This window comes from Bacillus sp. FCW2 (assembly GCF_021228595.1).
Classification (GTDB): Bacteria; Bacillota; Bacilli; order Bacillales; family Bacillaceae; genus Bacillus; species Bacillus velezensis.
Genome location: NZ_CP089436.1, coordinates 279,796 through 301,994 on the forward strand (window position 1 = coordinate 279,796; position 22,199 = coordinate 301,994).

Genomic DNA, 22,199 nt, shown 5'->3' on the forward strand with positions numbered 1-22,199 from the left:
ATGGATAATCAATTTTTCAAAAATATTGAGAAGAAAACAGGCGTCAGCATGAAGGATGTCATGAACCTTGCAGGATCATTGCAAAATGCCAATTTCAAAGATGAAAACACGGTGAGAGGCGTCATTCAGAAGGTGTCCCAGCTGGCTAACAAGCGTGTTCCGAAAGAATTGGAAGACAAAATCGTTCAATCTATTACAAGCGGTAAAGAGAAACTTGATTTTGGCACCATTTCTAAAATGCTGAACAATAAATAGGCATCAGCCGGCCTTGCTAAAAAGGCCTTTTTATGTGAGAAGAACCCGGCAGCGATCTGCCGGGTTCTTTATATCCTGAGTGCGCTCCGTCTGTCCGTCCGAAGAAGGGGCTCGAGAAATCTTGAGCTGCGCGCTGTTTTTCCCCGCCTGTACGCGGGACAAGATACATATAAATGCTGCATGGCCCTTGTCATTGCGACATACAGAAGCCGTCTTTCTTCTTCGAGCGGAGCGGGATCGCCCTGTCTCGCCGTCTCAAGCGCGAAGTCATGGGGGATCGAGCCGTCAGCCGCGCCTAAAATATAGACCGTATTGAATTCAAGACCTTTAGAGCGGTGAATGGTCAGCAGTTCGACGCCGTTTTCATCGGTTTTCAGATTCTCAGCGGCGCGCATATGATCGACATGCGCAAGAAAATCGGGAATCGTTTTGAATTTTTTGGCGGCCACTTTGACATCCCTGAGATCATCAGAGCCTTTTTCCAGTTTGTTCCCCTCATTGCCCCGTTTTTTTAAATACTCGGAAAAACCCATTTTGCTTTCTGCAAAGGTGATGGCTTCAACCGGCTTCATTGTCCGGATGCTTGCGAAAAACGGAACGATCTGCTTGATCTTCCCTATTTGAAAAGGCTTCAGGTCAGGCAGTTTCGTCAGTGCCTTAACCATCGTGCAATCTTCCGTGATTGACAGCGCCTTTAACGTTTGCAGGGCGGATTGCTTTAAAAATAAGGCGGGCAGCAGGTCTTTCACCGCATCCGGATCATCTTCATTCTGACTCGCATATAAGTAGGCGAGGATCTGGCGTACGATTCTGCGGCTGTAGAACGTCTGCACGCCCCGGTCGGCATGATAAGGAATCGATGATTGATGCAGTCTTTCATAAATGGCCCGTCCGGCGCTGTTTGTCCGGTAAAGCACGGCAAAATCGTCAGGACTCGCCCCGTTTTGAATTTTCTCTTTCATATCCGAAACGATCATGGTCGCTTCTTCTTCTTCATCGTAAGGATAAAACATCACGGGATTGTGAACGCCGTCTTTGACGGCAGAAAGTGTTTTTTCATACCGTTTTTTATTTTTCTTTACGACGGCATGAGCGCTTGAGACGATCGGATGCGGCGATCGGTAATTTGCCGTTAAATAAATGGTCTTTGCTGCCGGATAATCCTTTTGAAAATCTAAAATGAAAGACGGGCTGCTGCCGCGGAACGCATAAATGGATTGGTCGTCATCACCCACGCAGCACAGGTTATTCTCAGGGCTTGCGATCATTTGCATAATGTTGTACTGGACAGGATTGATATCTTGAAACTCATCAATCAAAATATGAGAAAATCTGTTTTGGTACTGTGCGAGAATATCAGGCCGGCTTTGGAACAGTTCATAACAGCCTTGGGCCATGTCATCAAAATCAAATTGCCGTTTTTCCCGCTTTTGCCGTTCGTAATGTTCGTAGAGCCTGTACACTTTTTTCTCCCAGTCGTCCGCAAGCGGAATGGTCTCATGGGGGAGATACGTGTTTTTCCAGCAGCCGATAAGCTGAAGCGCCTGGTCGACGGGAAACTCTTTTTCATCCAAATTTTCTTCATAGAGCGCCTTTTTCACATATTGCTCTTTTTGCCACTCCATTTTTAAAAGCTGGCTGCCGTTCCATTTTGAAGAATCATAATGATAGAGTATTTTATAGAAAAAGCTGTGGAATGTTCCGGTCACGAGACGGGAGACTTTTCCGGCTGCCAGACCGTACTCATTTGCCATTCGCTCTTTCATTTCGGCGACGGCTTTTGTCGTAAAGGTCACAAGCAGCATATTCTCAGGTGAAATGCCGAGGTGTTCAATCATATGGGCGGCGCGTGCTGTCAGCACCCTTGTTTTTCCGCTTCCCGCTCCGGCAAGCACTAACAAAGGCCCGTCCGTTTCAGTAACTGCCTTCATCTGTTCACGGTTCAGGCCGATGCCGGGGAACAAAGATGTATCAGCCGCCTCGGATGTTGGTGAAAACGGTTCGGCCGCAGGCACTTTTTTCGGGCTTTTCCATTCTGAGACGATCGGTTTCTGATTCTCTGAAATCGCTTTTCCTTTCGGCAGGCGGAACATGCCGGCTTCCTTATACTCTTCTTTTTCTTTCTCCGCTTGCGGTTCCTCGGCCGCGCATGCTTTTTCACAGGCGGTGAAGTCTCCCTTTTGCCGGTGATAAAATGCCGGCTGCTCTAAAATCGAAAGCCGCATCAAGACGGGCTGCTCACAATGTGCGCAAAAAATATTTCCTTTCTGAGCTTCTTCAAAAAGGAATTGGTAATGTTCTCTAGAATATTTATGTAAATGTATCGTTCGGTTATTCAGTCGGGCGCATTTCAAAAAGGGGTCCTCCCATTAAAAGGTGTTCATCCATTTGATAGACAAAGAATATCATAACAAAAGAACCGCGTTTCAAAAAGTAAGATTAAGGGAAATGAAAAGCGAAGGGGAGGGGTACATATGATTTATGCGGGACGGATTCAAAACCAGCAGTATTCTCAATACGCAAACCGGGCAGCGGGTTATAAGCCTGATTACGCCGGCATTACGAAAGCAGCCGCCCTCGCCAATGACAGGGTGTACAGAGAGGTGGAACGCCGCCAGGAAAACACCGCAGCCGCAGAAAAGAAAGTACTTGAGGAAAAACGTAAGCGCTCTCTTTCCCGTCTGCCGCAAATCATGGGAAAAGGCCGGTTAATAAATCAATACGTGTGAAAAAGCCCGGATATATCCGGGTTTTTTTGAGTCGTATATATGAAAGATGCGGAAAGGAATGATTCAATTTGAGAAAGCTTTCATTATTAATTGCGGGGTTATTTCTATTCGGCCTCTTTACTGCCGGAATGAAACCGGCACACGCGGCGGATGGCTCCGCAGCAAAAGATGTCACTCTCACACAGCTGGCGCCGCATGTTTGGATGCATACAAGCACCGGTACGGCAGACGGAAGTCCCGTCCCTGCGAACGGATTGCTTCTTGAGACTTCCAAAGGAATCGTACTGATTGATACTCCGTGGAATGACAGTCTCACAGAGCAATTAATGACACAAATAAAAAAGCGGTTTCCAGGAAAAAGGATGACCGATGCCATTGTGACACACGCTCATGACGATCGTATCGGCGGGCTGAACACCCTGTACAAATACGGTGTAAAGGTGCACAGCACGAAGCTGACCGCCGACTTCGCCCGACAGCAGGGATATGACCGGCCGCTCGGAGATTTGAAAAACGTGACAAAGCTGCAGTTTGGCGATATGAAAATTGAAACGTTTTATCCGGGAAAAGGGCATACGGAAGACAATATGACCGTCTGGCTGCCTGAGGATAAGCTCTTATTCGGCGGATGCTTAATCAAGGCTTTAGAAACAAAGGAAATCGTGCCTACTCCGGGCTTTTATCCGGATCAGTGGCCGCGCGCCGTCCGCAAAGTCATGAAAAGATATCAGGACATCAGCATTGTCGTTCCGGGCCATGGCAGTCCGGGGGATGACCGTCTGCTGCCGCATACGATAAGCCTTCTGAAAGAAACGTAATAAAGAAGACCGGCGCTCCCATTACAGAGTGCCGGCTTTTTTTATTTCTTCCTGATTTTCATAAAACTGAGGAAAGCAAGTGCAAGCGCCAAAACGGTATATCCCGCTATCGGCCAAATATGCTGATGAAAGGAAGAATAATCTCCGGATATGACTTCCTGGGCCAGCTCGATCGAGTGAATAAACGGTAAGGCATAAGCGATATGTTTGAATGTGTCACCGAGCAGGCTCACCTCCATCCAAGCCCCGCCCAGAAATTGCACGAGTGTAATATAAATCGTTCCGATACCTGAAATTTGTTTGTCCGTAAACACAGCCCCTAAACATAAACCGAAGAAAACGGACATCATCGCAATCGGCAGCAAGACAGCGATACCTGCGAGAAGATTCATCCACTCGGCGGATAAACCGGCAGCCGCTGCTGCGATAAAACAAATGACGATTTGTAAAATGGCTAACGGCAGCATCGGCATTGCATAACCGATGACATAATCGGCTGTTTTTAAAGGGGAAGCAAACAAACGGGTCAAAAGGGCGGTCTGTTTGTCTTTTGCGATCAGCAATGCAGAGAACATTGTAAGGAAAGCGAAACCGAAAACAATGAGTCCGGGTGCTAAGTGCTGAATTTTAAAGGTATCAAGCGGCGCATTTTTTTCAATCGCCGTAAACAGAAACAATAGAATAACAGGCAGTGCGATTCCAAGGATAATAGACAGGGGGTCACGAAAAATTTCTTTGCGGTTGCGAATGGCGAAATCAAGCATAAAGACCCGCCTCCCCGTCACAAATCGCTAAAAAGGCATCTTCAAATGTGGCTGAATGAGTTTGCTTTTTCAGAGCCTCCGCCGTGCCCAGTGCTTTTAAAGTCCCATTTTCTAAAATGCAAATACGATCTGCCAGGGCTTCAGCCTCTTCTAAATAGTGTGTCGTTAATATAATCGTCATGTCTCCCTTTAATGCCTCAAGATTTTTCCACAACTCGCGGCGTGAACGGACGTCCAGCCCTAATGTCGGTTCATCTAAGAAATAAATATCCGGCTTGGTGATCATTCCCATTGCGATGCTGAGGCGGCGCTGCATTCCTCCTGATAATGTTTTTGTTTTTGCTCTTTCTTTCTCTTTTAATTGAAACAATTCGAGCATCTCATCCGTTCTTTTTTTTGCTTCTTTTTTCGGAATTCCGTAGACTCCGGCTATAAACTCTAAGTTTTCCCGTACGGTTAGATGAGGAGCGATGGCTGTTTCCTGCGGGGACATATTCAATTTCGGTTTTATTTTATCCAAATCAGTCAAAATACTGTGTCCAAGCACTGATGCATCACCCTCATCCGGAGAAAGAAGTCCGCAAAGCATACTGATTAATGTCGTTTTTCCGGCTCCGTTCTCACCGAGTAAAGCGAAAAATTCCCCTTTCTCAACTGAGAACTCAAGACGGTCAACGGCGGCGGTTTCTTTATAATGTTTCGTTAATTGCTTCAGCTCAATCGCGTGCATTTACTCATCCTCGCTATCTTCATCGATTTGCTTAGCGTTTAAAATATCTTTTGCAAATTCGAAAAAGAGTTCTTGTTTTACAAGTGCGATACCTTGCTGGTCATCCCCGAGCATAAGCAGTGAGTCCCCCGGATTTATATCGAAAACATCTCTTGCTTCTTTAGGAATGACAATCTGTCCTTTTGTACCCACTTTAACAGTCCCGAATATGTGTTTTCCTTTTGGTGCCGTCATGTTTATCCCTCCGAAATATGAATTGTATTTTTTGTATGAATTGTAATACTTCGTATACTAAACATACATTAACCTTCCATAAAATGCAATAAAATTCATGAAATAGTATTATTTTCATAAAAAAAGCACTCCTGCTATAAACAGGGGTGCTTTTGATTTTATCGTTTGTGTTCCTTTATCATTTCCAGATGGGGGATGCCCGCATCGAGAAATTCTTCGCCGGATGTGACGCGGTATCCTTGTTTTTCGTAAAACGGAACCGCCTGCGTCTGCGCATGTAAGAGAAAGCTGTCGGCGCCCTTGGCTGCCGCCGCTTTTTCAAGCGCCTGCATAATGACGGCTCCGACGCCTAAAGAACGATGGCTTTTCATCACGCAGATGCGTTCTAATTTTCCATGTCCGTCTTTCATGCGCCATCTGCCGGCTCCGACCGGCTGGCCGCCGTCATATATGACTATATGTTCTGACGTGTCCTCGAATTGATCAATCTCTTCTTCTTCCGGAACGTGCTGTTCTTTAACAAAGACCTCTTTTCTGACGAAAAAAGCGTCGTTCAGCTGTTTTTCAGTTTTTGCGATGATGGATTCCAAGCAGTTATTCTCCTCCGCCTAATAAAAATGTTTCGTACACAGTCCATGAGCCGTTATCCAGCTGATAGAGCAGGTGAAAACGGTCGATGACTTCTTCGTGGGAAATGTCCTGCATTTTCAGCTGTCCGAGTACGTCGGAATGTTCATCTGACGACAGCTTCTGGCCGACCGTGACATGCGGAACGAAGCTGTATTCCGGCTCGCCGGATAATGCTCCTGAGTAGCATTTCTCACTCAGAGATTTTAATTCCTCCGTCGGTTCTGCTTTCATATATATCACATTATTCACAGGAGAAAACGAGCTGTATTTTGTGATTTTCAGAACGAGCGGATGCGACTCTTTCGCCGTCTGTCTCAGCTGTGATACGACCTGCTCGATTTCCTGTTCTGTCGCTTCAAACGGATCTCTTACCGTCAGATGCGGCGGAATGAGCGCGTAGCTCGGGTCGTAGCGTTTCCGGTACGAATTTGCGAGATCCTGTAATTTTTTTGATGGAAATAAAACAATACCGTATTTCATGAAAGTTCCCTCCTTAAATGAATGGTTACAGCATTTTTTTCAGCGCCGGCGTGATGAGCGGCTGCCAGTAGGTCCATTTATGATCCCCGTCGAAGGTTTCATACGTGTATTCGGACTGTTTGCTTTCCAGCAGCTGTTTGAGCTCTTCGTTCGGCGCGGTGAAATCAAGAACCTGGCCGTCCGTCGTGTGAACGCCGGTTTCTTTTTCTCCGATTTGATGGTAAACGGAAATCTGTTTGAGATCCTCCGACTGCCGGACGGCATCCAGAACGTGCCCGTCAACATACGGAGACTGCATGATGACGTTTCCAAACATGTTCGGATAGTCAATCGCCGTCATGAGCGAAACGGTTCCGCCGAGGGAATCCCCGATCATGGTGCGGCCGTATCCGACTTGATAAGTCGGGTATTCTTTGTCGATAAAAGGAACGAGCTCATTTGCGATAAACCGCTTATATGAGGCGAACTTAGAGCCTTCTGGATGGTATGTGTTTCTTCGCTCCCGCACATTTTTATAAGGGACGCCGATAATGATGCAGCGGTCAATTTCCCCTTTTGACATAAGCTCTTCCGCCTGCCGCCCGATTCTCCCTAATCTGAAATAATCATGGCCGTCCTGAGCGATGACCGTATGATATTTATACAGGGGGGAGAAGGTGGCGGGCAGGTAGACCAAAACGGTCATTTCCTCTTCAAGCTCATGGGAGAAAAGTTTTTTCTCATGAATGATTCCGTTTTTTGATGCCACTTCGCATTCCTCCAGGCCGCTTCTTGTCTTGATGGTTTTTTCCTATTGTACCATGAATTATTAGAAATTTCTTTCTTCAGATGCACTTCTTGCGAGAGTTCAGATAAATAAAAAGTTGTTGAAATCCATTTTATTGTGCGTTAATATAGAACAATCGGAAAATACAAAACAATATTCTTATCACGAGAGGTGGAGGGACTGGCCCTTTGAAACCTCAGCAACCGGTTTGCTTTGCCGCGGGAAGGCAAAGTGCCAAGGTGCTAAATCCAGCAAGCGATTCACATGCTTGGAAGATAAGAGGAAGAGAAAAGCTCCTTCTTCTTATGAAGAGGGGGCTTTTTTATTTTTGAAAAAGGATGGTGCTTACTGATGACGCAGCATGTTGATACAAAATTAGCCCAAATCGGAAATAGAAGCGAAGAAGCAACGGGAACGGTCAGTCCGCCGATTTATCTGTCCACCGCTTACCGCCATAGAGGAATAGGAGAATCTACAGGCTTTGACTACGTGCGCACGAAAAACCCGACACGCCAGCTCGTCGAAGACGCCATCGCCGTGTTGGAAAATGGTGCGAGAGGATTTGCCTTCAGCTCGGGAATGGCAGCCATTCAAACCATTATGGCATTATTTAAAAGCGGGGATGAATTGATTGTATCCTCCGATTTATACGGAGGCACGTATCGTTTGTTTGAAAACGAATGGAGAAAATACGGCTTAAGCTTTATTTACGATGATTTCAGCGATGAAGACTGTTTACGCTCCAAAATAACGGAAAACACGAAAGCGGTATTTGTTGAAACGCCGACAAACCCGTTAATGCAGGAGGCGGACATTGAAAAAATTGCCCGAATTACGAAAGAAGCCGGCCTGCTTTTAATTGTGGATAATACGTTTTATACCCCGGTGCTCCAGCGCCCGCTTGAACTGGGAGCGGACATCGTCATTCACAGCGCCACAAAATATTTAGCCGGGCACAATGATCTTCTTGCCGGTCTGGCTGTCGTTAAGGATGAAGAGCTCGGCGAGATCATGTTTAATCACCAAAATGCGATCGGTGCCGTTCTTTCGCCGTTTGATTCGTGGCTTTTAATGAGAGGGATGAAAACACTCGCACTCAGAATGCGCCGTCATGAAGAAAACGCCCGTGAACTTGCAGAATTTTTAGAACAGGAAGAAGAAATCGCCGACGTGTTATATCCCGGAAAAGGCGGGATGCTGTCTTTCCGGCTGCAAAAAGAGGAATGGGTCAATCCGTTTTTAAAGGCGCTGAAAACGATCTGTTTCGCAGAAAGTCTCGGCGGGGTGGAAAGCTTTATTACATACCCCGCGACGCAGACGCACATGGACATTCCGGAAGACATCCGTATCGCAAACGGCGTCTGCAACCGTCTGCTGCGTTTTTCAGTGGGCATTGAACATGCAGAAGATTTGAAGCGGGATGTCAAGCAGGCATTACAGCAAGTAAAAGAGGGGGCCGTATCATATGAGTAATCACAATTGGACGCTGGAAACCCAGCTTGTGCACAATCCATTTAAAACAGACGGAGCCACCGGAGCCGTCAGCGTGCCGATCCAGCATGCTTCCACATTCCATCAGTCTTCATTTGAAGAATTCGGGACATATGACTACAGCCGCTCAGGCACACCGACAAGAACAGCGCTTGAAGAAACGATCGCAGGTCTTGAAGGCGGAACGAGAGGTTTTGCTTTCAGCTCCGGTATGGCGGCGATTTCGACGGCATTTCTGCTCTTATCCCAAGGCGACCATGTCCTCGTCACGGAGGATGTGTACGGCGGAACATTCCGCATGGTGACTGAGGTTCTGTCCCGTTTCGGAATCGAACACACCTTTGTCGATATGACGGATATCAACGAAGTGGCGCGGAATATCCAGCCGAACACAAAGGTCATTTATATGGAGACACCGTCAAATCCGACGCTTGGAATTACTGATATTAAAGCGGTTGTCCAGCTTGCAAAAGAAAACGGCTGTCTGACCTTTCTGGATAATACATTCATGACACCTGCACTGCAGCGTCCGCTTGATCTCGGTGTTGATATTGTGCTTCACAGCGCAACAAAATTCCTGAGCGGACACAGTGATGTGCTGTCAGGCCTTGCCGCCGTAAAAGATGAAGAGCTCGGCAATCAGCTGTATAAGCTGCAAAACTCGTTTGGCGCTGTCCTTGGCGTGCAAGATTGCTGGCTCGTGCTGCGCGGCTTAAAAACATTGCAGGTCCGTTTAGAAAAAGCGAGCCAAACAGCGCAGCGGCTTGCGGAATTTTTCCAGAAGCATCCGGCGGTGAAACGCGTGTATTATCCGGGGCTGTCTGATCATCCGGGGGCTGAAATCCATAAAGGCCAGTCAACGGGAGCAGGTGCTGTACTTTCTTTTGAGCTTGAAAGCAAAAAGGCCGTTAAGAAATTAGTAGAGAATGTATCACTTCCAGTCTTTGCTGTGAGTCTTGGCGCCGTGGAATCGATTTTGTCCTATCCGGCAACGATGTCTCACGCGGCAATGTCTAAGGAAGAGCGTGAAAAACGCGGCATCACGGATGGTCTGCTCCGTCTTGGTGTGGGAGTCGAAAATGCCGAAGATTTACAACGAGACTTTGAACAGGCACTGAAAAAAATAGCCCCTGCCGGAGTGAGATCATAAACGAAAAGGGCGCCGTCAATTTTGTGACGCGCCCTTTTTTATTTTAGATAAAAAAAGTGTTGACGAATGAGAAATCAGGATATATAATTATAAATGTCAGAGAGAAAACAACATACCCAGCAACACATACATATCATGATTCCGTAGCTCAGCTGGGAGAGCGCTACCTTGACAGGGTAGAGGTCGCTGGTTCGAGCCCAGTCGGAATCATCCACGGCGGTTAGAGGCGTTATATCAACGTTTCTAGCCGTTTTTTATTGCATTGACTTAGTCGATGACTTAGGCGTATTAAGGCGCAGGGTAGCGGCGGGCCGTTACCGTGTTTGAACGTTTCTTATTCTATTAAACCGGAATAGGAGGCGTTCTTTTTTTATGGATGATATTCGAAAAGGGAAACCGATTAAGCGAACACGCAGGCGTAAACTCCGTGATCTCGGTGACTTAGACGGATTATTTCAGACGTTCATCACGATAAAGACGGCCGAAGGGAAAGCGAAAGGAACGTTACAACAGTATCGCGATAATTATAAATCTTTTACTACGTTTCTTGAGGAATTCGATATACCTCGTTCTCCTACGGCTATTGATCGAGATACAATACGGGACTACATAAACTATATGCGCAATGATTGGGTGCAATTTAAGGGGAACGTTTATATATCGAATGAGGAAAAGAAGCGAGGTCTATCAGATAGCACGATAAATACGCGCTTAAAAACACTGCGAGTAATGTATAACACCTTAGAAAGCGAAGGACTTATTGATAATAATATAATGCACAGAGTTAAGAACGTACAAGAAATAGAAGAGCCTATTATTATTTTGCAACCAGATGAGCTACAACGACTTTTAAAAACGCCTGATAAGAAAAACTTTGCAGATTTTCGTGATTATGTATTGATGAACGTATTGTTAGACGGAATGATGCGGATCGGTGAAATAACACATATTGAAAAGCGAGATTTTGATTTTAAATCCTATATTCTAACGATTCGATCATCTATTGCGAAAAATCGAAAGACAAGATATATACCTTTACTACCTACTACATGTCGGTTAGTTCAAGAGTTAATCGCAGAAAATGAATTGGATTTTAAAAGTGATTATGTTTTTCTGACAAACTACGGAGCTCGTCTTGACAGAAATCATTTTAGAAAGAGATTAGTTGATTTCGCGGCAAAAGCTAACGTGAAAAAGAAGGTGCACCCTCATTTATTTAGGCATACAGCCGCTACTATGTTTTTGGAGAATGGAGGAGATAGCCGAATGCTTCAGAAGCTACTCGGTCATTTAGATTTACGAATGATTCAGAGATATACACACGTGGCTGATAAATCCGTAGCGAAGGCGCATGCCAAACATACAGTGATGAACTATATTATCAAAGCTCAAGCTATGCCCCGAAAAATAAAAAGATCCTAAAAACACACACAAAAAAAAGAACGCCATCCAACGGAAATAAATTCCGATAGGTAGGACGCCCTAACCTACGTCTATCTTATCGAAAAAAAGCGTACTTGTCTACGTTTATTTAAGCGCGCCTGATTTTCCGACGGAACGGTGTCTCTTAACGAGGAGAGAGCCGTATGTACACGAAAGAAGCCTCTAAAATGGCGTCGTTCCGTTCAGTGGACGAGCTAAATGGCGCCATCCGTACGCACATATACCACAATAAGTCCGATCTAACGCCTGCCGCAATCGAGGTTCTGAAGGTGTTGTCTCGTCATGCCGTAAAAACGCCGGGCGTGGCGTACCTGAAGCTCGCATCTATCGCGGAATTAATCGGCCGGCACCGCGTTACCGTGATTCGGGCCGTTAAGCGTTTAGTCGATCTCGGTATTATCCGCAAAGAAATTAAATACCGGCCGATATCCGGCGGCAACGGCGCCAATATGTACGTTATCCTGCCGGCGACCGATGTTACTCCGTCCGTGTTACCCTGCCAAGAAGCTGAAGAGCCAACGGAGGCAAAGCCGGAAGCACCGAACCGGGAGAACGAATCTGTTATTTCTCAAAGCAAATTAAAGTTCTTGCAGAATACGTATGCTGCGTTTAAGTCTGCGATCAATACGTTTGTCAGCGATCGCAAATTAACAAGCAAGCTGTACGGTATATATCTCGCGCATACGTCGTATTTAAAAGGCGTGTATGCTGCCGATATTCTTCAAAGAATCGGACTGGAAGCCGTACGACAAACATTTATCGCGACTAAACGGAAAGCTATACGCAATCTTGCCGGCTATTATAATGGCGTGCTGGATCGGATGCTTGACCGGCTATTTGATGCGCGGTTTGACGAGATGATCGATAAACAATAAGAAAACGAGGTGTTACATAATGGCAAACGCTGTGGACGCAATTAAAACGAAGCGAGACATTAACCGTATGAAGAACGCACTGAACGGACGTGACAAGGACATGTTTGTTTTCGGTGTGTCGTTGGGGCTACGTATCTCCGACTTATTAACGCTGAAGAACGGCGATCTACGCGGACATACGCATTTAAAGCTACGGGAAGGGAAAACGGGGAAGCTACGTCCAATCAAGCTATCGAAAACGGTCCAGCTTGTTGCTGCTAAGTTGGTCGGCCCTGATGATGCGTATATCTTTCGTTCGCGCAAAGGTGTAAATAAGCCGATTAGCCGTGTGCAGGCGTATAACATTTTAAAAGCTGCAGCTGATCGGGCCGGCTTAGACATTGCGATCGGTACGCATACGTTGCGTAAAACATTCGGCTATCAACTGCACGCTAAAGGGATCGATATCACACGGATTATGAAGATATTCGGACATAGTTCGGAGGGGCAGACGTTGAGATATATCGGCATTACTGCGGAAGAGATCGAAGCAGCTTACGAGGCTATCGAAGTGTAGGGCCCGCAGTAACCAGCCGTGCCTACCGAGGACGGCCGCCCCGAACTCATGGGGTGGCGGCATGTTACGCTAGCAATACGGCACAGGGGCGCAGGCATGTGGCAGGTAGCGCAGGAATGAAGACGCAGCAAACCGCGTCAGATCAACGATTAGACGGACAATAGGCCGCAGTATATTCGGGACATATTGCGTCCATGTGTATGACTGCATGTAACACTAACGCATAACCAGTATGCAGTATCTTATACATTGTATGCGGCATAGAGCATCCGGCATGACAATGATATGGCGCGGTTTAAGCATTGCATAAAATACGTAAGGAACAATGCGCGTTCGAAACGTCTGTAAACGTTGTTGTATCAATGGTTGTCGATGATTGTGAATGTAACTCAAGTTCATTCTGTTAAATTTGTTATTCAATTATGTGAATGAAATATGCAGAATCATCCGAAAAGAATATTTTCAATCACCCGCCCCCCAAAGCCCCCAAACATGGCCCCCACAACTGCTGTTTTTAATTAGCGCATAAATTTTTAAACTCGGCGGGTTGCTTCATACGAAAAAAAGACGCCGATTTATTCAGCGCCCTCTTCCGTGGATTCTTCAATTTCGAATAGCTCATCGACTTCTACGCCGAGCGCCTTCGCTATTGAAAAAACATGCCAATCTTCGTGGCGGCTATTCTTATCAAATCGCGATATCGAACCTTGCGGCACGCCCGATGCTTCCGATAGTCTTACCTGCGTCCACCCTTTCGCCTTCATAACGGCGTTTAGACGCGGCGTTGCGTTTAGTTTCATTTCGACCACCTCTGCGACCATTATACGATATCGAATAAATTTCCGCGAGTCTGCTTACTTTCAATATCTAAATCAATTAGAACGCAAAGGACCCTCGTAATCTGAGACAGATAACGTATTAATAGCCGATCCGCAGCAAGGCTGGCAAAGGCGCATACGTTATCCAGATCGACTGCTATCCGGATTCTGGCAAGCGCAAATACGTCGGTACGTTTGAGTCAGCGAAATTCAACGTTAAATAATGAACGAAATGAGCCGTTTCGAGCTTTCGGATACCTGTCGTACCTGAACGCGTCTGAGGCGGCTCTCTCGTTGTAATTTCGTGGTATAATCGTTCTATACAACGATGTAGGACACGGAGGTACAGCGAAAATGGGAGGGGAAATACGAGACTAACGGCATTGATACGTCGATCACTTACGAATACAAGGAATTTCCGGACAAGCTGCAGGACGATGCGATAACTGCGACTACACGCTTTTCAAAAGCTCGGTGAAGAGCGGGAAGTTTCTTCGGGAGTGTCGGCGGTGTGGGATGAAAAAGAACATTTAAGGAGGATTACTAAAGTGGGCATAGTGGACAAAATCGAAGTTCTTAGAAAAAAGTACAGAAAACAATTAGCTGCTGTTAAGATTTTTGAGGGCATTGAGGAACATCTTAGCACTTTAAGGGAGGACATTGACGAGATTTCCAAAGTGTCTCATAGCTATATCCAATTGAGCGAAGACGGACCTAGAAATTTACTTATAACCCTAGACGATAAAAGAGCAAGAATATCATTAAAGGATGCCTCTAATGTGATTTCTTGTGAGAGGCTAGAACCATCTGTTGAGGCCGCTATTACCTACGTAGTTGAGGATGAAAACTCACTAAGTTCTCACTCTCCCGGATATCCTAGCCCACAGGAGGTCCCATTAGACAAAACGTCTCCTGAAGCTTTACTAGATCATATTTTAAAGGAATTGTTTTTTGACGTAACATCAAAATGAGTTTTCCAATGCGCGAAGGATGGCTGCGGATACCTTCGTTTGATTCGTGGCTATAAACGCAAAAATAAAGACGCCCGTATAAGGCGTCCTTTTTCGTATTACGGGCGATTTCCTTTATTTTTTAACCTCTTTTGTGCTTCATTTTCGATTTCTTGTTTTATTGCCCATACGTCGTCTGAAATATAGTTATTTATTGGATCGATTTTTTTCTTTATCAGATAGGGCTTAATATTTTTTAAGGCATTTTTAATTAGTCTTTCAAAGAATTCTACAGGATAGTAAATTCTAAGAGAGTCAATCTGTTCAAATGCGTTAGCATCAAAATTTAAAACATAACTGTAATAGGGTGTTTTGCAATGATCATGAATATTAATAACAAATTCCGCAGAGTGAGCTTCATGGACTAGGTTATTTCTATTAAACCAAATAAGACTTATATGTGTAAGCCGGTTTAAATAATTACTGATTGTAGCTTGCTTAGGTAGCAACCTTTTAATAAAATTAATGTTTAAATCAGAAGAAATTTTAATAGGTTCAGATGTTGCGTAAGAATTAATGTGATTTTCCAAATATTCGAATAGGTCCCGACATTCAGATGTTCCGGTCTTTTTTATAAGTGAATGCAGTTGAGGAACGCTGACTTTTTTTGCTTCATTCCATTCGCAAAACTGTTCTATAAATATTCTAAACCTTAAACCGTTGTTAGTAATATACTCATCTTTTTGGTTTTGTAAGACCCCTTTTGATAATGAATCAATTAAACTCATGTAAAGTGTCTTTTTATGGGTTGATAATAAATTTTTATCATCTCCTTGGAGTGATTGTATAGATTCAAGGATTCGGTTCATATACTCTACATATTCTTCAATGTGAAAATTGGTCTTATTGTTCAAATTAATCCTCCTCAAAACGAAATCAGTACAACTTTTAAAGTGAACGGAACGAACCGTCTTATTCCATCGATAGTTTCAAGGGTTGTTTAGTGCAAGCTAAGCTTCAACTTTTCATGTCTATATCGTGGATGTCTTCTTTCCTTTAACCCTTTCGTAGATAACATCCAGCATCCAACGTACTTATTAATCTATTTTAAGTAAAGCATTTTGAAAATCTAAGACGAATTGTGCTTTCCTACCGTTAGCTGGATGTGTTACTTGATGGTGTTCAATTCTATGCCTAGTAAGGTAATTCTGTGATTTTTTTCCTATCCCTACTATGCTAACCTGTGGCCAAATTTTAAGTATTAATTTCAGATAATAACCTCCTTCTTCTATTTCTGAAGATAGTGGAGTACGGTTGGAACATTTGTTATATCTCTTATAAGGATGGAAGGGGAAAATATTCCATAGTAAAAATTCATCGATATTAATATTGTTAGAATTAATTAAATCCCAAAGTATTGTGGATGTAGGTTCTGAAAAACCATTTGATTTTATGCTGGTTTGGTGGAAGTTACTCTTGGTAAAACCTCCAACTTTTACATACCGGTGTTTATTTAATAAAAGTCTTTCTGAGGTTAGAGGGATACCAGTGAATTTTCCTCCTTTATAGCCCATTGCTTCAGCTACAATTATTAGCTTTACTTTTCTTCGGCTTTTAAGAAAATTGAGATATTCTTTTAGGTTGTTTTCTCTTATTTTAGGGGCAGAAGAACTAAAATCACAATTTGAATCAAAGTCCGTCCATGGATTGAACACAGATTTATTTTTGGTATTGTACGCCTTTAACTCCTTTATGAGTTTATCTATTAAGAGATTCATAAATATATCTTCTTGTTTTTTTAATAATCTCATTTTAATTCCTCTCCTTAAATAACAGCCATTCTTGTTTTTTTTAATAATCTCATTTTAATTCCTCTTCTTAAATAACAGCCATTCTTGTTTTTCTCCTTCAAATATCATGATTATCTCCTTCTACCTCGATTAAGCTTACAATCTCGTTTATATCATCGATATCTAAGGCATTTGCTATACGTTCAATATGTCCGAAATTAATATTTTGCCTCTTACCGTTTATTAACTCACTTAACGCTGCATGTCTAATTCCACATTTATCAGCGAGAGCTCGGAGCGAAAGATTCTGCTTTTCCAAAAGATCCCCTATATTAACTTTAACTTTTTTCATTAATTTACCTCCAAATGTATTTTTTCTTGACTATACGCAATAACGTACCATACAACCGGAAGTAAGGTGGTACTTAAAAGCGTAACAATTTAAAGGGAGGAACATTTAAATGAAAACGATTGATATCAAAAAGGAAATTCTTTCTGCAGACAAATGGCAGCGAATAACTGTCGACTATGTAAACTATCCGAACGCCTGGGATTCGGAAGGCTATCGAGAGCCGATCGAGGTTTTGCATATCGGAAACGACATCACGCTAGATGTTAGCTCAGGTTATATATCTTTATCACGATTGCATAACAGCGAAGAAGGTAAACCGGAGCTTGGCGAAAAGCCGAGGAGCTTGCTGAATTTGAAACCGGCATTGAAATTGAACTTACATCCGAAGAGATCGCAAATATGACTGTACTTGAATTCATGATTAAAATAGCTCAAGCGAAAGAGGGTGCAGAATAATGGAAAAGATCAATATCAATCACTTTTATTTTATGGAGGAAGGAAAACGAATTGAGGAGACAGTCGAGGCAATTGACCTTGGGAATGGCTATGCGCTTACAATGACCGATGCAACTGAACCGGATCATTATGTCATGATTCATACGATATATGAAGGTTCTTACGGTCCGGAAATCGGCTGGCATTCCGAAATAAGCGAAAATGTAATGTATTCAATACCGAAAAACGGCCGCATTCCGAGTTTAGAAGAGATCGCATCCATGTCAGCGGTCGAGCTTATGCTGTTCTTAGCCGGTAAATATCGAAAGGAGGCGGCGTAAATGCAAGTTCGTTACGCACGCCACGCCACGCACAATTGTCGGGTGGTTTAACGTGTATCTGGCAGGAACTGGGGACTGACCCCCGTTTTTGAGACAGGGATCAAAACACCTTCATACAGCCAATTGCCGATATTGTATCGGCGATTGGCTGTTTAGTTTCGTTTGAATACGAATATTGTTATAATAATGAATGTATTCTATGGCAGTGCGTTCTACGATGGTCGTCGTAGTTCGATCAATGCTGTTAAGATAGAACGTTTCAGACTTTAGTGAGGAATGAAACGATTCGATGGAGGCATTATCAGCGGGCGTCCCTTTGCGGGACATGCTCATGGTAATGCCTTTTGTTTTAACAGCTTTCTGATACTCATAAGATGTATAAACAGAACCTTGGTCACTATGTAACACGCAGTTCTCTGGCAGTGCGGGCAGCTGATCAAGTGTGTGTAAGACAAAGTCTGTGTCCTGTCTATCGCCAATTGTAAAAGCAATCACTTCTCCATTGTATAAATCCAATATACTGGAAAGATACAATTGTTTCTGCCCATAAGGCAAATATGTGATATCCGTTACTAGCTTTTCCAGAGGGCGATCAGACTGAAAGTTTCGATCCAATATATTCTCGGCCACGGCATATGGCTGCCCATCTTTCTTGCGCTTTTTCACCTTAACCCGGCATTGCCACTGATTCTTCTGCATAATGCGCTGAACCGTTTTATGATTCACACGCATTCCCTTTTTTAATATGGCTGTGATTTTCCGATAGCCATATCGAAACTTGTGTTCTCGGCACAACGTGCCGATTTGTTTTTCTAAATGGTATTTAGGGTTATCTTTCATCAGATTCTTCTTCCAACGATAATAAGATGCTCGTGAGATACCTAAATGAATACAGATATCCTGTATGGTCATTGTGCCGCGCAATGCTTCTACAAGCTCGACTGGCGTTTCGCTATCAGCTTCCTTTCCAATTCGTTGTACTTTTTTAAAACTTCATTCTGTTGTCTCAGATAACGATTTTCTGCCTGCAGTTTCTCTAATTCGGAAGAATACTCCGGGCCTTTTCCGTAAGTGTATTGCTTTCCGACAGGCTGTTCGAATCGATGTGTATCCCCAGTCTTATGCCATCTAACCCATGTCTGAACCTGTGTCTTATTCTTAATATTCAATTCCTGCATGATCTCTTTCATAGGCACGCCTGCCAATCTCATTTCTACAGCCTTCTGTTTGACTTCAACCGGATAACTCACTCTTGCCCTCATAGAAAAAACACCTCCAAGTCTAATTTCGGATAACAACGATCCGTTTTCAAACTTGAAGGTGTTTTTTGTTTGTCTCATCTTATGGGGTCAGTCCCTATAAGAGGGCTCTTTTTCTAACTATGTTGTTTTAAGATGTTTTTTAATTTGTTCAGTGACTTGCTTAAGCCATTCTAATGGAGTTATATCGTCTTCAGGAAAGTATATACCATCCGCTGCTTCCTCTATAAATTCATTCTTGTCTTCTTCTGAATGATCACTATTTACAAACTCAGTTAGTGCTATTAAATCTCTTTCTTTTAGTTTTTGTGATGCTTCATTTAAATATTCATCAAGTGCATTTTCCGGAGACTCTATATCTTGGTGGAAATGTCCACCGAGAAATCTAAATACAGGATCAGAAACTTTAATTTCAATCATTGCTTACCACCACCAAGAATCGTTATCTTCAAATATAAGAGATGGTACGTATATTATTCTATATAACTTTCTGCTATATCAATATCATTTGTCATTTCTAGGCCAGAGTATTTTTCATCTAATTTTCTTAAACAATCAATAAGTTCTTTACTTTGCAAACTTTCAGCTAAATCTTCAAATACCTCACTGACCCAATATAAATCTGCTTTATTACAATTTTCTAGATAGCTGATTGTATTTTCTTCGTTTTCTGAGAGTACTTCAATTATTTCATCCCGACTAGATTAAGTTTTTTTCTTTTAATTAATATATCTTTCATTTTTTTCTCTAAATTCATATTGATTCTCTTAACTAAGAAGGGCTAATATTTTCATATTGCTTTTCCTATTGTTACATCTCCATCATGGAAAAATTCAATAACATAACCAGATTCGCTGAACATGAAGGTATCTGAACCTACAGCAGTTACATCATCAATTACGTTTAAGGCGTTGTCTAAGCTGGTTTTTACAGCTGGATAATCACCGTAAGCCCAAAGGAGAATAACAGTTTTATTATCTATTTTATTCTCAACTAACCATTCATCAATATCTTCAGCGTAATCAATAGATCTGTGATAAGTTACTTCATCCCATTTAATTCTTCCCCATGATGTGAAGGGGAAACTTTCGCCAAGATGCTCATGATATTTACGTGTCTCAGAAATAGTGAGGACTTCTTTGTTATCTCCAAGAGCTTCTAGACATTCTTCGTATAAGGTCATATTAACACTTCCTATTTATTTAAATGTTTTAAAAGGGATTTATAAGTATCTTCGTTTCCGTTAAAAGGTATATAATATTTCTTTGCCTTATCTCCTTTTCCATTTCTATAATCCTCAACATTTATATGAGGTCCCTTTTCGGGATCATAATCTAATCTCCAAAGGACTTTATTATCTTCAGACATTCGGCCAGTAACTTTACCAAAGCCTGCGCTTTTAGATAAAGTACCTATAAAAGGCTTTGAATCTATTCCTAAATCACCAATTAGATTTAGCGCCTCATTTCTAGCTTGTTCATATGTGTCTACCTTTGGAAGCGCAACTTCTCTTGATTTTTTGGAAAGGCCTTTTTTAACTGCCTTGTTTTTTGATGACTTACCATTGATTGATTTAAAGAGTACCCTATCTTTAGTGGAATCGGCTATTCCTTTTAGGAGTGGTGTATTTTTTACGTTAATAGTATGCTCAGCATCTTGAAGGATTCCTTCTAATGCAGGAGTATACCGATTGACAGGAGATTTGTAAAACTGTTTTACAGACTTTCCGCCTTTCTTAATTGTGCCGCCAACTTTAGCAAGATCTTTTGAGCCTGTTGAGACAGAGGACTTTCCGCCTTTCAATAACAGAAGACTTCCGCCCAGGTAAGTAACATAGTGCATCCGTGTATATGCATCCCCGTGAATCATCTTTTTATCCCAATCATCCTTCAATGTGTCAACCATACTTTGAAAGACACCTAGATAGTCATATTCCAGAACAGTATCCAGAACTTTTTGAGGATCTTTGTTTAAGTTGTCAATTGTCCAACCGATATTCCGTCCGAGTTGAAGTGCTCCTTCACCGGTATCCTTGGCAAGATCGTATACACCAACAAGCAGACCTTTGGCGCCATCACCTATGATTTGCAATGCTTCTTTTCCGTTATCCATGAAAGCTTTACGCTGTTCCAGAAATGAAACAAATTCAAGCTGTTCAGGGGTGAGATTCTCATAGCCAACCTTTTTGGCGATTTCTAAGTATTCATCCGGGTCGGTTACGCCATCAGCCAGCTTTTTCTTCAGATCCTTGATTTCCCGCTTTTTCGCTTCTTCCTTTTTAATCGTCAAATAAGCATCCGAATGTCTTGCAATCTCGCCTTTCTTCTTATGGATGTCGCTTTCACGGTACGCCTTGGCGTTGTAGTGAAGCGGCGTGGCGCCTTTTCCTTTGCCTGTTGCGTTTTGGAGCTGTTGAAAGTCGGCTTGGATGAACTGTTCGTTTGCTTCGGTTTCTGCGTATTCTTTCGTTAGATCGTGATCAAGCTTGCGGAGCTTATGTATCGTTTCGCTTCTTTTTTTGTCAGCTGAAGAAAGCTTCTGATCCGTGCTTTCGGTTGAAAACAATTCGAGCGAGATGATGTCTTCGATCTCTCCGAGGATGGAGCGCATGTCCTTTTTCTGCTCTTCCATAATCGCCTTTGATTTACTGAGGGCGTGGGTGAGCTCGTGCTCCAGAAATGATTCCTCCACATGCGAATTGGAAAGTCCGGCGTCTTCGACCTTACCGGGAAGGCTTGTGAGAAATGCGATTTTCATGTCGATCAGATCAAGCCAGCTGTCTGTGACGCCGGCGTGGTCCTTGAAAAAAGCTTTGATATTGTCAGCGCCCCGGCCTGAGAAATCATTGTCACCAAGGTCAGCCATACCTTGAAACGCTTTTTTCAGATTGACCATCTGGCCGCGCAGTTTTTTGTATTCACCCGCGCGCTGTTTGGCGGCGGCGAGGAGGGTGGTTGCTTCGAAAACTTTCATGACCATAATCCTTTCATTCGAAATACTTCAACAAGATTTTACCATGGAGGAATGAGGAATAAGGTCAATGTACTATCTAAAATGGTAAAATGAATCATTTGACCCGCTTCTTTGTTCTTGTAATTATGTGATTAACCATTTGAGAAGAGAGCTTATGGATGGGAAACCGGAGTGCAGGAATTACTCGGCATCGTTTGAATGAATTGGAAATATTAAGCCAGTTAAAAGGTTGGAACATATTTTTAGATAATGAATTGTAGGGTGTAAAAGATGAAAATGGCGTAATTCAAGATGCAGGTGATTTATTAACCGGAATTGATATATTAACGGAAAATAATGTATAATGTACCGGGCAGCTTT

At 43.1% G+C, this 22,199-nt stretch carries 26 protein-coding genes, 1 tRNA gene, 2 pseudogenes and 1 riboswitch; of the genes and pseudogenes, 13 read left to right on the forward strand and 16 right to left on the reverse strand.

The window, feature by feature from the left end; translation table 11 throughout:
* Entirely contained in the window at positions 1–255 is a 255-nt protein-coding gene (locus K3G25_RS01505) for a sporulation-specific transcription regulator SpoVIF (protein ID WP_003154986.1), read from the forward strand.
* A gap of 68 nt (positions 256–323) precedes the next feature.
* Here K3G25_RS01505 and K3G25_RS01510 read toward each other — a convergent pair whose 3' ends face one another.
* Entirely contained in the window at positions 324–2,609 is a 2,286-nt protein-coding gene (locus K3G25_RS01510; RefSeq protein WP_232489539.1) for an ATP-dependent helicase, read from the reverse strand.
* Positions 2,610–2,729: 120 nt separating this feature from the next.
* Here K3G25_RS01510 and K3G25_RS01515 point away from each other — a divergent pair, with 120 nt between their 5' ends.
* Positions 2,730–2,984, forward strand: coding sequence for a hypothetical protein (locus tag K3G25_RS01515; RefSeq protein WP_014417440.1), 255 nt, complete (start codon positions 2,730–2,732; stop codon positions 2,982–2,984).
* 68 nt (positions 2,985–3,052) lie between these two features.
* Positions 3,053–3,802, forward strand: a complete 750-nt coding sequence (bla, locus tag K3G25_RS01520) for a subclass B1 metallo-beta-lactamase (protein WP_017417467.1) — start codon at positions 3,053–3,055, stop codon at positions 3,800–3,802.
* Between the two features lie 41 nt (positions 3,803–3,843).
* Here the strand turns inward: bla and K3G25_RS01525 are convergent, their stop codons facing one another.
* From K3G25_RS01525 to K3G25_RS01550, 6 genes are all read right to left on the reverse strand, one after another.
* On the reverse strand, positions 3,844–4,566 hold the full coding sequence (locus tag K3G25_RS01525) for an ABC transporter permease (protein ID WP_022553543.1): 723 nt from the start codon (positions 4,564–4,566) through the stop codon (positions 3,844–3,846).
* Positions 4,559–5,296, reverse strand: a complete 738-nt coding sequence (locus K3G25_RS01530; protein ID WP_061862077.1) for an ABC transporter ATP-binding protein — start codon at positions 5,294–5,296, stop codon at positions 4,559–4,561. Before K3G25_RS01530 ends, K3G25_RS01525 begins: the two co-directional genes overlap by 8 nt.
* Positions 5,297–5,530 (reverse strand): AbrB/MazE/SpoVT family DNA-binding domain-containing protein, encoded by a 234-nt coding sequence (locus K3G25_RS01535; RefSeq protein ID WP_007409078.1) that lies wholly within the window; start codon positions 5,528–5,530, stop codon positions 5,297–5,299. It lies immediately after the preceding gene.
* A gap of 158 nt (positions 5,531–5,688) precedes the next feature.
* Positions 5,689–6,120: a GNAT family N-acetyltransferase gene (locus tag K3G25_RS01540; RefSeq protein ID WP_167408983.1), complete on the reverse strand. Its 432-nt coding sequence runs from the start codon at positions 6,118–6,120 to the stop codon at positions 5,689–5,691.
* 4 nt (positions 6,121–6,124) lie between these two features.
* On the reverse strand, positions 6,125–6,640 hold the full coding sequence (locus K3G25_RS01545; protein WP_003154969.1) for a YjcG family protein: 516 nt from the start codon (positions 6,638–6,640) through the stop codon (positions 6,125–6,127).
* Positions 6,641–6,665: 25 nt separating this feature from the next.
* On the reverse strand, positions 6,666–7,388 hold the full coding sequence (locus tag K3G25_RS01550) for an esterase family protein (protein ID WP_007409075.1): 723 nt from the start codon (positions 7,386–7,388) through the stop codon (positions 6,666–6,668).
* 174 nt (positions 7,389–7,562) lie between these two features.
* A riboswitch (SAM riboswitch) is annotated at positions 7,563–7,688 on the forward strand.
* Between the two features lie 69 nt (positions 7,689–7,757).
* Here K3G25_RS01550 and K3G25_RS01555 point away from each other — a divergent pair.
* From K3G25_RS01555 to K3G25_RS01580, 6 genes are all read left to right on the forward strand, one after another.
* Positions 7,758–8,879 carry a methionine biosynthesis PLP-dependent protein gene (locus K3G25_RS01555; RefSeq protein ID WP_021495000.1) on the forward strand — a complete coding sequence of 374 codons (1,122 nt, stop codon included), beginning with the start codon at positions 7,758–7,760 and terminating at the stop codon, positions 8,877–8,879.
* Positions 8,872–10,047, forward strand: coding sequence for a cystathionine beta-lyase (gene metC, locus K3G25_RS01560; protein ID WP_232489540.1), 1,176 nt, complete (start codon positions 8,872–8,874; stop codon positions 10,045–10,047). The genes K3G25_RS01555 and metC overlap by 8 nt, the downstream gene beginning before the upstream one ends.
* A 137-nt stretch (positions 10,048–10,184) precedes the next feature.
* Positions 10,185–10,257, forward strand: a tRNA-Val gene (locus K3G25_RS01565).
* A gap of 162 nt (positions 10,258–10,419) precedes the next feature.
* Positions 10,420–11,469, forward strand: a complete 1,050-nt coding sequence (locus tag K3G25_RS01570; RefSeq protein ID WP_232489541.1) for a tyrosine-type recombinase/integrase — start codon at positions 10,420–10,422, stop codon at positions 11,467–11,469.
* Between the two features lie 164 nt (positions 11,470–11,633).
* Entirely contained in the window at positions 11,634–12,365 is a 732-nt protein-coding gene (locus K3G25_RS01575; protein ID WP_232489542.1) for a helix-turn-helix domain-containing protein, read from the forward strand.
* Positions 12,366–12,384: 19 nt separating this feature from the next.
* Positions 12,385–12,921 carry a tyrosine-type recombinase/integrase gene (locus K3G25_RS01580; protein WP_232489543.1) on the forward strand — a complete coding sequence of 179 codons (537 nt, stop codon included), beginning with the start codon at positions 12,385–12,387 and terminating at the stop codon, positions 12,919–12,921.
* 575 nt (positions 12,922–13,496) lie between these two features.
* Here the strand turns inward: K3G25_RS01580 and K3G25_RS01585 are convergent.
* The gene (locus tag K3G25_RS01585; RefSeq protein ID WP_232489544.1) at positions 13,497–13,721 is read right to left on the reverse strand and encodes a helix-turn-helix domain-containing protein; all 225 of its coding nucleotides are present in this window, start codon (positions 13,719–13,721) and stop codon (positions 13,497–13,499) included.
* A 400-nt stretch (positions 13,722–14,121) separates the two neighbouring features.
* Between K3G25_RS01585 and K3G25_RS01590 the strand changes: the two are divergent.
* A pseudogene (locus K3G25_RS01590) lies at positions 14,122–14,273 on the forward strand (hypothetical protein).
* Entirely contained in the window at positions 14,249–14,710 is a 462-nt protein-coding gene (locus K3G25_RS01595) for a hypothetical protein (RefSeq protein WP_232489545.1), read from the forward strand. Before K3G25_RS01590 ends, K3G25_RS01595 begins: the two are co-directional and overlap by 25 nt.
* A 98-nt stretch (positions 14,711–14,808) precedes the next feature.
* On the opposite strand, the gene K3G25_RS01600 is transcribed toward K3G25_RS01595, so the two are convergent.
* From K3G25_RS01600 to K3G25_RS01610, 3 genes are all read right to left on the reverse strand, one after another.
* Entirely contained in the window at positions 14,809–15,603 is a 795-nt protein-coding gene (locus K3G25_RS01600; RefSeq protein ID WP_232489546.1) for a hypothetical protein, read from the reverse strand.
* 183 nt (positions 15,604–15,786) lie between these two features.
* Positions 15,787–16,500 (reverse strand): uracil-DNA glycosylase, encoded by a 714-nt coding sequence (locus K3G25_RS01605; RefSeq protein WP_232489547.1) that lies wholly within the window; start codon positions 16,498–16,500, stop codon positions 15,787–15,789.
* 97 nt (positions 16,501–16,597) lie between these two features.
* A complete protein-coding gene (locus tag K3G25_RS01610) occupies positions 16,598–16,831 on the reverse strand; it encodes a helix-turn-helix domain-containing protein (RefSeq protein WP_232489548.1) in 234 nt (77 codons plus the stop codon).
* Positions 16,832–16,940: 109 nt separating this feature from the next.
* Here K3G25_RS01610 and K3G25_RS01615 point away from each other — a divergent pair, with 109 nt between their 5' ends.
* Both K3G25_RS01615 and K3G25_RS01620 read left to right on the forward strand, forming a co-directional pair.
* Positions 16,941–17,234, forward strand: a complete 294-nt coding sequence (locus K3G25_RS01615; protein ID WP_232489549.1) for a hypothetical protein — start codon at positions 16,941–16,943, stop codon at positions 17,232–17,234.
* Between the two features lie 52 nt (positions 17,235–17,286).
* Positions 17,287–17,607, forward strand: a complete 321-nt coding sequence (locus tag K3G25_RS01620) for a hypothetical protein (RefSeq protein WP_232489550.1) — start codon at positions 17,287–17,289, stop codon at positions 17,605–17,607.
* A 111-nt stretch (positions 17,608–17,718) separates the two neighbouring features.
* Here the strand turns inward: K3G25_RS01620 and K3G25_RS01625 are convergent.
* The 5 genes and pseudogenes from K3G25_RS01625 to K3G25_RS01645 all read right to left on the reverse strand — a co-directional run bounded on the left by K3G25_RS01625 (position 17,719) and on the right by K3G25_RS01645 (position 21,839).
* A protein-coding gene (locus K3G25_RS01625; protein WP_232489551.1) for an IS3 family transposase occupies positions 17,719–18,869 on the reverse strand; the annotation gives its coding sequence in 2 pieces (ribosomal slippage) (positions 17,719–18,596 and positions 18,596–18,869; 1,152 coding nt in all).
* Positions 18,870–18,986: 117 nt separating this feature from the next.
* Positions 18,987–19,286 (reverse strand): contact-dependent growth inhibition system immunity protein, encoded by a 300-nt coding sequence (locus K3G25_RS01630; RefSeq protein ID WP_043020770.1) that lies wholly within the window; start codon positions 19,284–19,286, stop codon positions 18,987–18,989.
* A 53-nt stretch (positions 19,287–19,339) separates the two neighbouring features.
* Positions 19,340–19,623 (reverse strand): annotated as a pseudogene (locus K3G25_RS01635) (hypothetical protein).
* Positions 19,624–19,656: 33 nt separating this feature from the next.
* On the reverse strand, positions 19,657–20,049 hold the full coding sequence (locus tag K3G25_RS01640) for a CDI toxin immunity protein (RefSeq protein ID WP_014417478.1): 393 nt from the start codon (positions 20,047–20,049) through the stop codon (positions 19,657–19,659).
* An 11-nt stretch (positions 20,050–20,060) separates the two neighbouring features.
* A complete protein-coding gene (locus K3G25_RS01645; protein ID WP_100261707.1) occupies positions 20,061–21,839 on the reverse strand; it encodes a T7SS effector LXG polymorphic toxin in 1,779 nt (592 codons plus the stop codon).
* Between the last annotated feature and the right edge of the window lie 360 nt (positions 21,840–22,199).

Coding starts and splice junctions, on each gene's coding strand:
- K3G25_RS01505 (WP_003154986.1), top strand. CDS start 1: ATGGATAATCAATTTTTCAAAAATATTGAGAAGAAAACAGGCGTCAGC.
- K3G25_RS01515 (WP_014417440.1), top strand. CDS start 2,730: ATGATTTATGCGGGACGGATTCAAAACCAGCAGTATTCTCAATACGCA.
- K3G25_RS01525 (WP_022553543.1), bottom strand. CDS start 4,566: ATGCTTGATTTCGCCATTCGCAACCGCAAAGAAATTTTTCGTGACCCC.
- K3G25_RS01530 (WP_061862077.1), bottom strand. CDS start 5,296: ATGCACGCGATTGAGCTGAAGCAATTAACGAAACATTATAAAGAAACC.
- K3G25_RS01535 (WP_007409078.1), bottom strand. CDS start 5,530: ATGACGGCACCAAAAGGAAAACACATATTCGGGACTGTTAAAGTGGGT.
- K3G25_RS01545 (WP_003154969.1), bottom strand. CDS start 6,640: ATGAAATACGGTATTGTTTTATTTCCATCAAAAAAATTACAGGATCTC.
- K3G25_RS01555 (WP_021495000.1), top strand. CDS start 7,758: ATGACGCAGCATGTTGATACAAAATTAGCCCAAATCGGAAATAGAAGC.
- metC (WP_232489540.1), top strand. CDS start 8,872: ATGAGTAATCACAATTGGACGCTGGAAACCCAGCTTGTGCACAATCCA.
- K3G25_RS01570 (WP_232489541.1), top strand. CDS start 10,420: ATGGATGATATTCGAAAAGGGAAACCGATTAAGCGAACACGCAGGCGT.
- K3G25_RS01575 (WP_232489542.1), top strand. CDS start 11,634: ATGTACACGAAAGAAGCCTCTAAAATGGCGTCGTTCCGTTCAGTGGAC.
- K3G25_RS01580 (WP_232489543.1), top strand. CDS start 12,385: ATGGCAAACGCTGTGGACGCAATTAAAACGAAGCGAGACATTAACCGT.
- K3G25_RS01585 (WP_232489544.1), bottom strand. CDS start 13,721: ATGAAACTAAACGCAACGCCGCGTCTAAACGCCGTTATGAAGGCGAAA.
- K3G25_RS01605 (WP_232489547.1), bottom strand. CDS start 16,500: ATGAGATTATTAAAAAAACAAGAAGATATATTTATGAATCTCTTAATA.
- K3G25_RS01610 (WP_232489548.1), bottom strand. CDS start 16,831: ATGAAAAAAGTTAAAGTTAATATAGGGGATCTTTTGGAAAAGCAGAAT.
- K3G25_RS01615 (WP_232489549.1), top strand. CDS start 16,941: ATGAAAACGATTGATATCAAAAAGGAAATTCTTTCTGCAGACAAATGG.
- K3G25_RS01620 (WP_232489550.1), top strand. CDS start 17,287: ATGGAAAAGATCAATATCAATCACTTTTATTTTATGGAGGAAGGAAAA.
- K3G25_RS01630 (WP_043020770.1), bottom strand. CDS start 19,286: ATGATTGAAATTAAAGTTTCTGATCCTGTATTTAGATTTCTCGGTGGA.
- K3G25_RS01640 (WP_014417478.1), bottom strand. CDS start 20,049: ATGACCTTATACGAAGAATGTCTAGAAGCTCTTGGAGATAACAAAGAA.
- K3G25_RS01645 (WP_100261707.1), bottom strand. CDS start 21,839: ATGAAAGTTTTCGAAGCAACCACCCTCCTCGCCGCCGCCAAACAGCGC.